The 11602-nt window shown below is 68.0% G+C and carries 10 protein-coding genes, 1 pseudogene and 1 riboswitch; of the genes and pseudogenes, 6 read left to right on the forward strand and 5 right to left on the reverse strand.

Annotated elements, in window-relative coordinates:
* Positions 1–265: 265 nt before the first annotated feature.
* A riboswitch (cobalamin riboswitch) is annotated at positions 266–329 on the reverse strand.
* A 220-nt stretch (positions 330–549) separates the two neighbouring features.
* On the forward strand, positions 550–1494 hold the full coding sequence (locus AB0C73_RS05395; protein ID WP_362524853.1) for a 5'-nucleotidase: 945 nt from the start codon (positions 550–552) through the stop codon (positions 1492–1494).
* Positions 1495–2010: 516 nt separating this feature from the next.
* Positions 2011–2172, forward strand: a pseudogene (locus AB0C73_RS05400) (ATP-binding protein); the annotation flags it as partial.
* A 63-nt stretch (positions 2173–2235) separates the two neighbouring features.
* Here the strand turns inward: AB0C73_RS05400 and AB0C73_RS05405 are convergent.
* Positions 2236–2679, reverse strand: coding sequence for a hypothetical protein (locus AB0C73_RS05405; RefSeq protein ID WP_362524856.1), 444 nt, complete (start codon positions 2677–2679; stop codon positions 2236–2238).
* 174 nt (positions 2680–2853) lie between these two features.
* Positions 2854–3246, reverse strand: coding sequence for a hypothetical protein (locus AB0C73_RS05410; protein ID WP_362524859.1), 393 nt, complete (start codon positions 3244–3246; stop codon positions 2854–2856).
* 394 nt (positions 3247–3640) lie between these two features.
* On the opposite strand from AB0C73_RS05410, the gene istA reads away from it, so the two are divergent.
* From istA to AB0C73_RS05425, 3 genes are read left to right on the forward strand one after another with little or no spacing between them, the layout of a single operon-like run.
* The gene (gene istA, locus AB0C73_RS05415; RefSeq protein ID WP_362524862.1) at positions 3641–5239 is read left to right on the forward strand and encodes an IS21 family transposase; all 1599 of its coding nucleotides are present in this window, start codon (positions 3641–3643) and stop codon (positions 5237–5239) included.
* Entirely contained in the window at positions 5236–6003 is a 768-nt protein-coding gene (gene istB / locus AB0C73_RS05420; RefSeq protein ID WP_362524865.1) for an IS21-like element helper ATPase IstB, read from the forward strand. The genes istA and istB overlap by 4 nt, the downstream gene beginning before the upstream one ends.
* Positions 6004–6030: 27 nt before the next feature.
* Positions 6031–6798 carry a hypothetical protein gene (locus AB0C73_RS05425; protein ID WP_362524867.1) on the forward strand — a complete coding sequence of 256 codons (768 nt, stop codon included), beginning with the start codon at positions 6031–6033 and terminating at the stop codon, positions 6796–6798.
* 21 nt (positions 6799–6819) lie between these two features.
* On the opposite strand, the gene AB0C73_RS05430 is transcribed toward AB0C73_RS05425, so the two are convergent.
* A complete protein-coding gene (locus tag AB0C73_RS05430; RefSeq protein WP_362524870.1) occupies positions 6820–7641 on the reverse strand; it encodes a transposase family protein in 822 nt (273 codons plus the stop codon).
* Between the two features lie 167 nt (positions 7642–7808).
* Between AB0C73_RS05430 and AB0C73_RS05435 the strand changes: the two genes are divergently transcribed.
* On the forward strand, positions 7809–8324 hold the full coding sequence (locus AB0C73_RS05435) for a GNAT family N-acetyltransferase (RefSeq protein WP_362524873.1): 516 nt from the start codon (positions 7809–7811) through the stop codon (positions 8322–8324).
* 320 nt (positions 8325–8644) lie between these two features.
* Here AB0C73_RS05435 and AB0C73_RS05440 read toward each other — a convergent pair whose 3' ends face one another.
* Together AB0C73_RS05440 and AB0C73_RS05445 are read right to left on the reverse strand one after the other, a co-directional pair.
* Entirely contained in the window at positions 8645–8773 is a 129-nt protein-coding gene (locus tag AB0C73_RS05440; protein ID WP_362524875.1) for a hypothetical protein, read from the reverse strand.
* 17 nt (positions 8774–8790) lie between these two features.
* Positions 8791–11268 carry a SpoIIE family protein phosphatase gene (locus AB0C73_RS05445; protein WP_362524878.1) on the reverse strand — a complete coding sequence of 826 codons (2478 nt, stop codon included), beginning with the start codon at positions 11266–11268 and terminating at the stop codon, positions 8791–8793.
* Between the last annotated feature and the right edge of the window lie 334 nt (positions 11269–11602).

Below are 11602 nucleotides of genomic sequence, written 5' to 3' on the forward strand. Positions count from 1 at the left end.
TGACCGTTTCAAACCAAGGCCGCGCCCTCGTGAGCACCATCAAGCACCGAGGCCCCAACGTACTGACGCACCTCCGCCCCCCGGGATCCTCCGCCAGCTGGGAAGGGCTTCACTGCCCACGATGAGGGCCTGCTCCGGGTCCGACACGCCTCGGCGCCGCAAAAGTTCCCCGGACAGGTATGCGGAGCCAGCCAGCCTGGCGGTCCACAGCCTGATGCCGCTTCATTCCTGTTCGGCGTCTTGACTCGGCGGCAAGAGAGTGCAGCCGGGCTCACTGCCGGTCCTCGTTCCCGCTCACCGCTGCCGGGCAGTCCCGGATTCCCACCGGGTTCCCAACGACGCATCCCGCCTGGCGGACGGGGCGAACCAGCTGCCCGGCCACCCTAGGCCGGGTGCACGCTGGGCGACGACCGCCGTCCATTGTCCGGACGAACGAGACACGGCCGCCCGAAGCTCAGCTGGTCACCGAGCAGAGGCCGCACATGTTTTCGGCATATTCGAACAGGAGATAACCCTCTCAATGTTGCACGTGTGCCAGCAGGGGGCGAGATGAAATACGACCTGTCCGACCGCCTCGTCATCGACATCGCCTCGAGCGCCCTCTTCGACCTCACCGACTGCGACGCGGTCTTCCGGGAGCAGGGCGAGGACGTGTACCGGTCCTACCAAGAGGCCCATGTGGACGATGTCCTGGCCAAGGGAGTTGCCTTCCCCTTCGTCCGGCGCCTGCTGTCGCTCAACGATCTCGCGGATCCGTCCGATCCGCTGGTCGAGGTCATCATCCTGTCGCGCAACGACCCGGACACCGGACTCCGCGTCATGCGTTCCATCGCGGCGCACGGCCTGCACATCAGTCGGGCCGTCTTCCAGCAGGGCCGGCCGTCACACCGCTTCATGCCCGCCTTGAGCATGTCCTTGTTCCTCTCGGCCAACGGATCCGACGTTCGGGAAGCGGTGACCGACGGCATGCCGGCGGGGCACGTACTCGCGACAGAACGGGTCGATGACGAAGCCGACCAGGAACTCCGCATCGCCTTCGACTTCGACGGCGTACTGGCCGGCGACTCCTCCGAGCAGGTCTTCCGAACCGCCGGCATCGAGGGGTTCCGCGCGTACGAGGTCCTCAACGTGACCACCCCTCACGACCCCGGCCCTTTGAAGGAGTTCCTTGCAGGCATCAACCGCATCCAGCGCCGCGAAGAGGAGGAGCGCAGCAAGGATCCCGCCTACCAGCCCCGCCTCCGGGTGTCCCTGGTCACCGCCCGGGACGCCCCCGCACACGAACGAGCCGTGCGGAGCCTCAAGCAGTGGGGCCTGCGCGTCAACGACGCTTTCTTCCTTGGCGGCATCGACAAGGCCGCCGTGATGAGCGCCCTCGACCCGCACATCTTCTTCGACGACCAGGTCTCCCACCTGAACGACACGGCACCGGTCACCCCGAGCGTCCACGTCCCGTTCGGAGTCGTCAACGCTCATCCGTCGGGTCCTGCATGAAACGCGGGCTGTTGCAGCAGGCGACTGACTGCGGGACGAGCAAACTCAGGGCGATGACTGCCTCGCGTCTGGGCGGCGTAGCCGTCAGTGGTTCCTGTCACGATCGGAGTTCGGACTATCGCATTACACCGGGAGGAATGCCCCGGATCAGAGCAGCGGCCCAGTGCGGTCGTGCTGGCGAGCGAAGGTCAGCATGCCCAAACCGGTACGTACGGCTGGAAGGCTTCGACCAGCCATCGTGGGCAGAGGCGTCGGTGAGCGCACTGTGCGGTTCCACGAGGCGTGCCGCGGCGAGTGCTGCGTCGTGAGCCGATTCCCCCGACGCCTCAGCGGGCTCTGTCTGCCATCGTCGCCCCTCTGGCCTGCGGCGCAGCCGATGCTCAGACCTCAGTAAGACGGCTCAAGTTCGGTGCCCGGCACGGGACGCGCGGTCAGTGGGCCTCCCCGACTACGCTCGGTCGGGCAGATGCAGACCAGCACACAGAGGCAAGGGCCGCCGGGGCTCCGGGCGGCAGGAAGACCTTCAGTGAATGGGGGCAGGTGTTCGGCGACGAGGTCCTCGCCACCGCCATCCTCGACCGCCTCCTCCACCACTGCGACGTGATCTCCATCAACGGCCCCAGCTACCGGCTCAAAAACCGCCTCGCCGCCATCGAACGGGAAACTGAGGTCGCCTGAGCGCTTGACCAGTCGTCTCAACAAACTGTGGCTGTTGCCTGGGCGTCGAACGGCTTCAGGCTTTCACTGGAGCACAGAGGCTGCATCATCGCTCTGCGCCTGGTAAACGGTCACGGTCGCGGCCACAGCATCGACTTCGATCGGTCCCGCGATCCTCAGCCAGACCAGGTCGGGCAGGCCCTCGGAGCGATCGAGTCGACCGACCGCCTCAGTGGGCCAGGGCAGCGGCAGCTTCGGCAGATGGACGAGGAAAATCCCATCGATGAAGGAGAAACCCAGTCCGGGTTCCCACGGGCGAACCGAGTAGAGATTGGACAGCGAGACCACCACATCGGGCTTCCGCGGCCCCTCGCGCAGCCATACGTCCAGTGTGTTGTCCTTGCGGTCCTCATTGGACTCGTCCAACGAGACGCGCTCGATGGAGTAGCTGATGCAGGACTCCAACGTCCGCGCCGCATTCGTGCATCGGTTCTTGAAGGCGTCAGTCGCCCCATGCTCGTCTGCCACGACACGAGACTACGGTGAGTGGAACGGTCCATGAGAGCGGCTTTGCTGAGACCAATCAGTGGTGCACGCAACTTCGTACGCGCTGGAGCACTTGGATAAGTACGCGGACACTGACTGCCGCACCCACGCCGGCCGACGCTGCCAGGCTGACCGGCAGCCAGTTGCGCGCGCTGCCTAAAGCCGTGGGCCCACGAAGATGTCGACTGCGGCCGCGTTCCAGCCAGGTTCGTCAACAGCGACATGGATTTGCCGTCTGCCCCCTTCACCGATGAGGCTCACGAAGCGCGTCACACCCATGACGTCACCGATGACCAGCCGTCCGTCGGCCAACGAGATCGGCCCCTCGAAGACGGTCGTGAAGGAAGGATCCGGCCCTGTCCCCTCGTCGAGCGGATCGGTGAAGAGCCGGACCTTGATGAGCCGAAGCTGAGCCTGAACCCGGATTGCCACATGAGTGTCACATCCGACCGCGGCCTCGCCTCCCAGTTCCAACACCGGCAGCCAGTCGGTCGACCCCAGCGCCAGAACCGGATGATTCACCCGAATCTCCACGCCGGCGACCTGCATATTCGGCCCTCTCTGGTGTCCGCCTTATGACGCGCCGCGATGCTATCGGGTGGCTCCGACAGACGAGGCACCTCACCTCCGACCACTGGGATCGGAGGTGAGGCTGCCACACACTGAGTTGACCTCCGACGACATGAGATATCTTCGACCGCTCCGCCACCGCGTGATCGCGGGTGGGAACCAGAGTGCCGTCCACGATTGTCGACGATCAAGTATTTCCCCAGGTTGGGCGGTTTGAGCGTCATGTAATTCCCCATGCCGAATTCTCCTAATTGGCCATGGGTAGCGCGGAGGTCGGGATCGAGGGACCTGGTCGTCGCGGAGCTGCTCAAGTTCCTCGTCCCGTGGTTCGGATGGCCGATGGGCAGCCCGGATGGCGAGGAGAACGTTCGTCGTGGTCGACATCACCGAGATCTACGTCCACTGGTACGCGGGCCGCTCGAAGAGCGAGCTGGCCGCGTCGCTGGGGGTGGACCGCAAGACGGTCAGGAAGTACCTGGCACCGGCGGAAGCGGCCGGGATCAGCCCAGGCGGCCCGCCGATGAGCGAGGCCGACTGGTCGAAGCTGATCAAGGAGTGGTTCCCCGGGCTCATCGACAGACGGCTCAGGCAGGTGACCTGGCCGGACATCGACCAGCACCGCGACTACATCAAGAGCCTGCTCGGAACGGTCACCGTCTCGACGATCCACCAGCGGCTCCGTGACGAGCACAAACTGCAGGTGTCGATCTCCTCGTTCCGTCGCTGGGTGCACGCGACGTTGCCGGATGAGGTGGCGAAGTCGCAGGTCACCGTGTTGCGCGACGACATCGAGCCCGGTTCGGAGGCTCAGATCGACTACGGCTTTCTGGGGCCGTGGATCGATCCGCGGACCGGGAAACGCCACCGGGTCTGGGCGTTCGTGATGGTGCTGCCGTGCTCGCGGCACATGTTCGTCCGGCCGGTGCTGCACCTGGACCAGCACGCGTGGACGGAAGCGCACGTCGCGGCCTTCCGCTACTTCGGCGGCGTCCCGCGCCGGCTCGTCCCGGACAACCTCAAGACCGGCGTCGACAAGCCCGACCTCTACGACCCGAAGATCAACAAGGCGTATGCCGAACTCGCGACGCACTACGGCGCGTTGGTCGATCCGGCCCGGGCGGCGAAGCCGAAGGACAAGCCGCGGGTCGAGCGGCCGATGCCCTATGTCCGCGACTCGTTCTGGCGAGGGCGGGAGTTCACCTCGATCGAGCACATGCAGGCCGAGGCCGTGACCTGGAGCCAGCAGGTCGCCGGGCGGCGGAAGTGCCGGCCGCTGGGCGGGGCAGCCCCGATGACCGTGTTCGACGCGCTGGAGGCGGCCGAACTGCTGCCTCTGCCGCCGACTCCGTTCGTGCTGGCCCGCTGGTCGACCGCCACGGTCGGCCCCGACATCCACATTAAGGTCGGCCGCACCCTCTACTCGGTGCCGTGGAAGCTGATCGGCCGCCGCGTCGACGTCCGCTCCACCGCCACTATGGTCCAGGTTTTCGACGACGGTTCCTTGGTCAAGACCCACACCGCTCTTGACCAGGGCAAACGCACCGACAAGAGTGACTATCCGCCGGAGAAGATCGCCTTTCAGATGAGGACGCCGGTCTGGTGCCGCAGCCAGGCGTCCGAGGTCGGCGACGCCTGCCGCGAGGTCGTCGACCAGCTGCTGGAGGTCAACGTCCTCTATCGGCTCCGCGCTGCCCAGGGGGTCCTCGGGCTGCGGAAGAAGTACGGCGACACGCGTCTGGAGGCCGCCTGCGCGAGGGCCATCGCGGTCGGCGACCCGTCCTACCGCACCATCAAGGGCATCCTCATCGCCGGCACCGAGACCGATCCCGAGCCCGAGACCAGCGGAGACGCCGGAGCCGCGGCCTTCCTCCATGGCCCTGCCCGGCTCTTCGCCACCGTCGCGACCCCGGACACGACGGACGACGACCACGACGACCAGGTGCACGACGAAGCCGAGGTGGAAGCCCGATGACCGTGATGGACGCCGCCCTGCGGGAGTCGCTCAAGGCCCTGCGACTCTCCGGCATGCTGGAAACCCTCGACGCCCGCTTGGCCCAGGCCCATGGCGGCGAACTCGGTCACCTCGACTTCCTCCAGGTTCTCTGCCAGGACGAGATCACCCGCCGGGAGACCGTCGCGTTCCAACGCCGTCTGCAGCGGGCCAAGTTCGAGCAGCAGGTCACTCTGGAGGAGTTCGACTTCACCGCCTCATCGAAACTGCCCGCCGCCCAGATCCGCGATCTGGGTGCCCTGCGCTGGCTTCATGCCGGCGAGTCGGTCATCCTCTTCGGCCCGGTCGGAGTGGGGAAGACCCACATCGCCCAGGCCCTCGGCCACCTCGCCGTCCGCCAGGGCGCCCACGTCCGTTTCGCCAAGACCAGCCGCATCCTCGCCGACCTAGCCGGCGGTCACGCGGACCGCACCTGGGAGAAGCGGATCCGCGAACTCGTCCGTCCCGACGTCCTCATCCTCGACGACTTCGCCATGCGACAGCTGTCCGCGGCACAGGCCGACGACCTCTACGAACTCGTCTCCGAGCGGCAGGGACGCTCGCTGATCATTACCAGCAACAGGGCGCCCAGCGACTGGTATCCCCTCTTCCCCAACCCCGTCGTCGCCGAGTCTCTCCTGGACCGGCTCATCAACACCAGCCACCAGGTGATCATGAACGGGCCCAGCTACCGCCCCAACAAGCGACCCAGGACGAGCCCTGCCGGGGCGGCCAAGGCTGACTGATCCACACAGCAGTAGGCTGCGCTGGCCATGAACATGCACACCTCCGACCGGAACGACCTGCCGGACGAGCCGCCAATCCGGCGGGTCTTCCGGGACGTCATCGCCGACCGTCTGACAGACCCGCGGCCGCCGCAGGCCGCGATGTTGTTCCAGTCCCCGGTCGACCCGTTCTGGACGGATGACAGGTTCTTCCTCGGCGACTTCTACAACGGGATCCTCCACCAGGACACCTGCCAGCCTGGCACCGCCGACGGCGTCCCCCTGCTGGCGGCCCTCGCCGTCGATGACCGGGTGCCACCACAGCAGCGTTTCGAAGCGATCGACCTGCTGTTCAGCACGGCCACTGTCGCCGACCGCCACCTGGCCGACTGCTGGCCCAACTCACCGCGGCATGCAGATCCGGAGAGCGAGGACCGAGCCCGCGAGGCGGTCCGGTCCTGCACACCGGACCTGCTCGCCCGATGGGCAGCCGAATGTCCCGCAGTTCGGCTGGCACTCGCGGGCCTCGCCGTGGTGTTCCCTACTGCCCGCACGCTGCCCGCCTTGACCCCACGGCTTCGGGGCTTCGTCGAGCAGCACCCACAGGGGACCGACATCGGCGACTACGTGCGTTTCATCCTGGTACTGGCCGCCGAGAACGACGATCAGACCCTCGCGACCGTCGAGTCGCTCACTGACGCCTACTGGACGGGCACCTCCCGCGGAGCACCGACACCAGCCCGAGCTCTCCACCTGCTCGGCCAGATGCTCAACAGGGTCGGAACGGGCCTCACACGATCACGCCCTGGGGAATAACGTGACCGTGGACGTGAGGAATTACGTGAACGTCCACACTAGTACGCCCGGAATCCGCACAGAGCTCCGCACGTTATCCCCGGGCCCTCGTTCCGCTAAGGGACGACCCACCTCCGCCTGCGCGGAGAACGCCCAGACGATGACCTGCACCGTCGGCGGACAGTCGTAGGGCAACTTACGGGTTGCCCCACGATCGACGTTGGGCCGTGCTGGCCTGGGGCTTCGGTTGGTGGATGAGTCAGCAGGCCGTCGTGCGGACGAGTACGAGGTCGGTGCTTGTCTCGTGCCGGGTGACCCGCTGGGCGGCGCGGTCGGAGACGAGGCCGGCGATGGCCTGATGGGTGTTGCCGTAGTCCTCGCGGCGGCGATGTAGCGCTGCAGTGGACGCCATTGCCGCGTTTCGGCGTTGGCGTGTTCGACGCAGATTCGGCGCGAGGACTGGCGGCGGCGCATCTCTCGCCATCGGTACCGTTCAGTCAGCGGAGCGTAGTCGAAGTCCTTCGGCTTCTTCGGCGGGGCACTGACCTGGTCGGGAAACTCGTTGGCCAGGCCCCGGTAGCCTTCGTCGACTTCGGCTTGGACGCTGGGGTGCCGGCGGAATCGCTCGGCGATGCCCTCGGTGCGCACGGCGGTCTGGTCGTCCATCCGACCGGGCCGCGGCGCGCCGGACCACAGGGTGCGGCCCTGATGGTCGCTGATCGTGGTGGCCTTGATGGTGTCCTGCTTGCGCTTGCCGGAGACGAACGCCCAGCGTCCGGGGCAATGCGCCTGCGGGCGGCGAACCTGGGTCTCGGTGCCGTCGATGCGCAGGGTGACGTCTTCGGCCACGGCGTAGGCGAACACTTCGGCCAGGGTCCGCAGCCGGATGCCGGGCCGGTCGGGCACGGCGAGGGCCGCGGTGGGCAGGATGAGCGAAGGCCGTGCGGACCTACTCGATCTTCACGCCTCAAGAACCCGCGCGGTCCTCAGCACGTCACGATCAATCGCGGGCAGCCCGATAGCATCGGCGCATGTCCGACGATCACCTGGCCGACCCCGCCGTGCCGCCGCCCAACATGCTGATCCGCGAGCTGGATCTGAGTGATACGGCGACCGCGGCCGCGGTGCACGAGGTGGGCCGGCGCGCCTACGCTGTCGAGGCCGACCTCATCGGCTTCGACGGCATCCCCGCCCTGCACGAATCCCTCCCGGACATGCAGGCTCGCCCGTTGCGTTGGCTGGCCACGATGACCAGCGACGGTCGGGTAGCGGCCTTCGTGGCCTGGCAGACCCACGCCGGCACCGACCCGCGGGTGACCGTCATCGACCGGGTCTGCGTGGACCCCGTCTGGTTTCGCCGCGGCCTGGCATCCCGGCTGCTGAACCACCTGCTCACCGAGGTCGTCGACAGCGGTGAGGTGAGGGTCAGCACCGGAGCAGACAACCGGCCCGCGGTGACGCTCTACCAGAGGCTCGGCTTCAGCCGCGCCGCCGACTACGAACCCGTACCGGGGCTACGCATGGCCAGTCTCGTACTACGCCGCTGAAACTGATACGGAAGGTTGTCGCAGACCAAGTCGCACACCCTCAGATCAATCGCGGGGCAACCGCTAGCGAAGACCTCGTCGTCCACCACGGCCCACAACCCTCGGCGCGCGCGAGGGGTTGTGGTCCAGACGAACGCGCGGGCTGGACAAGGCGAACGGGCGCTGAGGAAACATCCCAGAAGTCTGCCAGCTGCCAAGCCCTGCGCCCTGTGGACGCACGCTCACGTAATTTCCAGCCCCGGGGATGGTGACGGCTACTTGATCTTCGGGTCGTCCGGCTTGCCTGTGGGGTTCTTGGGGCGCTTGTTCGGTCGGTAGCTTCACTGCATGAGCAGCGCGAACACGTCCAGCACGTCGCCGACCGCGGGCTCCTCCAGGTGCCGCACGACCGAGGTCAGCAGCGCGGTGCGCTTCGGCCGCCACCGAAACGGCGGGGGCAGGGCAGCCACCGGCCGAGTGCCTCCGTTCACTCCAGGCCCCGGCCGGGCAGGGCCTGCTCGGCCCAGATGGTCTTACCTGTGCCGGTGTGCCGACTACCCCAGCGGTCGGTGAGCTGGGCGACGATGAGGAGGCCGCGGCCGCCCTCGTCGAACACGCGGGCACGGCGCAGGTGGGGGGACGCGCTGCTGGTGTCGGAGACCTCGCAGATGAGTGAGGTGTCGCGGATCAGCCTCAGTTGGACGGGAGGGCTGCCGTAGCGGATGGCGTTGGTGACGAGTTCGCTCACGACGAGCTCGGTGGTGAAGGCGGCGTCGTCCAGTTCCCAGGCGGACAGTTGGGTGCGGGCAAGTTCGCGGGCGCGGCCGACGGCTACGGGGTCGGAGGGCAGATCCCAGGTGGCGACCCGGTCGGTCCGGAGGGTGTGGGTCCGGACGAGAAGCAGGGCGGCGTCATCGGTGGGGCGGTCGGGCAGCACGTCGCGCAGCACCTTCTCGCATGTTTCCTCCAGGGACGTGTCCGTGCCGGAGAGCGCGTCACGGAGCAGGGCGTACCCGTCGTCCGGGTCGCGGTCCGGGGCCTCGACGAGACCGTCTGTGTAGAGGGCGAGAAGGCCGCCTTCCGGGATGTCGAACTCCGCGACTTCGAAGGGCAGACCGCCGACGCCCAAGGGAGGACCGGCCGGGACGTCCAGGAAGTCGACGGTGCCGTCCGGGGTGACCAAGGCGGGGAGAGGGTGGCCCGCCCTGGCCGTGGAGCAGCGCCGCGAGATCGGGTCGTACACGGCGTAGAGGCAGGTGGCTCCCACCTCGCCGGTGCTCTCCCCGGTCGGTTCGCTGCCCACCGTTCCCTCGCGGTCCAGGCGCAGCACGAGGTCGTCCAGGTGAGTGAGCAGCTCGTCGGGCGCCAGGTCGACATCGGCCAGGGTGCGCACCGCCGTACGAAGCCGGCCCATGGTGGCGGTGGCGTGGACGCCGTGGCCGACGACGTCGCCGACGACCAGCGCCACCCGTGCCCCGGACAGAGGGATGACATCGAACCAGTCGCCGCCGATCCCGGCACGAGAGTGGGTGGGAAGGTAGCGGGAAGCCACGTCCACGCCCGTCTGCGCGGGCGCGTGGAGGGGGAGCAGACTGCGTTGGAGAGCAAGCGCGGTGGCACGTTCGTGGGTGTAGCGGCGGGCGTTGTCGACACACACCGCCGCCCGTGCGGCCAGCTCCTGCGCCAGGAGCAGGTCGTCCTCACCGAACGGGTCCGCCGTCCGGTGGCGGGCGAAGATCGCCAGTCCCAGCATGACGTCGCGGGCTTGCAGGGGTACCACCATCATCGAGTGGATCCCGTGGGCCGTGATCCTGCGGGCCCGCTCGGGAGAGCCCGACGCCCACCACTGCAGACTCTGGGCGTCGAGCTGGTAGTGGGAGGCCCGGCCGGAATTCAGGGCGCGGGCCGGAGGTGAATCCGTGGGATAGGTGTAGGTCGTACCGATCGGGACCACCGCCTCGGGGCAGCCGACGAGCACGGAGTGCTGGGCGGTCCGACGGAACGTGGGAACGTCGCCAGGTGAGGTGGTGTCCGGTTCCTGGCCCTGGAGGACGCCGTCCAGCAGATCCACGAGGACGAAGTCGGCGAAGTGGTCGGTGGCGACTTCCGCCAGCTCCTCCGCGGTGCGCCCCACGTCGAGTGTCGTACCGATCCTGAGCCCGGCCTCGTTGAGTACGCTGAGCCGTCGCCTGGCTTGGAACTGCTCAGTGGTGTCCATGGCCGCCATGGACATGGCTCGCACCCGCCCCGTGGGGTCCTTCACCGGATAGAGGGAAAGCAGCCATGCGTGTTGGCGTGTCTCTCCGGGGGTACGGAGATACGCCTCGTACGCCACCGTCTCCCCCGCCCGGAGTACACGCTCCACGGCGTGACCGATGCGTTCGAGGCCCTCCATCGCCTGTCCGGGGGCGTACTCGCCCAGATGCAGGCCGCGCAGGTCCTGTTCGGGCATGCCCATCGTGCGCTCCGTGGCCGCATTGGCCGCGATCGCCAGCCCACGCCGGTCGAAGAGCGCCATCGGGAGAGGGATCTGGTCCAGGGCCCACTGCTTGAGCATGGCCGTATCAGGCGCGTGACCATCCCCCTCGTCGTTCCCGCCTGCCGCGTCGGACAGCCGGGCCTCCGTGACCTCGAGAAGCCAGTGCGCCTCACCGGCGGCGTTCAGCAGCGCGTGCGCGTCGACGCCCAGTCTGCGCTGGTGACCGTCCCGGTGCCGCACGACGACCTCTCCGGTCCACGCCTGACGATCAGCCCGGCCGAGCGGAACGCTGAGCGGAAGATCCTCGGTGAACAGCTCGGCTGCCGACCGGCCGACCGCCTCCGCCGACGCGTAGCCGAGCATCAGGCGGGCGCCGGGGCTCCACGCGGTCACGATGCCCCGGGCGTCCAAGGTGATGAAGGCGGCGTGCGCTCTTGTCTGCCCGCCCCCGCCCGCGGCGGACGAGGCGGCGGCATCTTGGTTCATGGGGGCTTCTCTCGCTCTGCGTAGTCGGCCACCGTCCAGCGGGTCCGTCGCGCGGCTCTGCTCCCAGCTTGCTCCCTCCGCCGTACGCTCACAAGCGAAGCCGTGGCACCCACCGGGGAACAGGTACACGGCCGGTTCACCCGACGTCCGGGGTCGGCGCGGGGCGGCAGCCCTCACGAGGTCGAGCGGACGGCTGGAGCCAACGGCGAACGCGGGCGGATTCCTGGCGATGCGGGCGTGGAGTCCGTGCTCGCGGGACGGACACGGATCATGCCGGCGCCGACCGCGTCGACAACCTGATCGGTGTACCCGGCGCTGCCCACGCGGTGCGCCG

The organism is Streptomyces sp. NPDC048623, assembly GCF_040650755.1.
Taxonomy (GTDB): domain Bacteria; phylum Actinomycetota; class Actinomycetes; order Streptomycetales; family Streptomycetaceae; genus Streptomyces.

Excerpts from the sequence above, each read along its gene's own strand:
- AB0C73_RS05445 (WP_362524878.1), bottom strand. The coding sequence starts at position 11,268 with ATGAACCAAGATGCCGCCGCCTCGTCCGCCGCGGGCGGGGGCGGGCAG.
- istB (WP_362524865.1), top strand. The coding sequence starts at position 5,236 with ATGACCGTGATGGACGCCGCCCTGCGGGAGTCGCTCAAGGCCCTGCGA.
- AB0C73_RS05435 (WP_362524873.1), top strand. The coding sequence starts at position 7,809 with ATGTCCGACGATCACCTGGCCGACCCCGCCGTGCCGCCGCCCAACATG.
- AB0C73_RS05410 (WP_362524859.1), bottom strand. The coding sequence starts at position 3,246 with ATGCAGGTCGCCGGCGTGGAGATTCGGGTGAATCATCCGGTTCTGGCG.
- AB0C73_RS05395 (WP_362524853.1), top strand. The coding sequence starts at position 550 with ATGAAATACGACCTGTCCGACCGCCTCGTCATCGACATCGCCTCGAGC.
- AB0C73_RS05425 (WP_362524867.1), top strand. The coding sequence starts at position 6,031 with ATGAACATGCACACCTCCGACCGGAACGACCTGCCGGACGAGCCGCCA.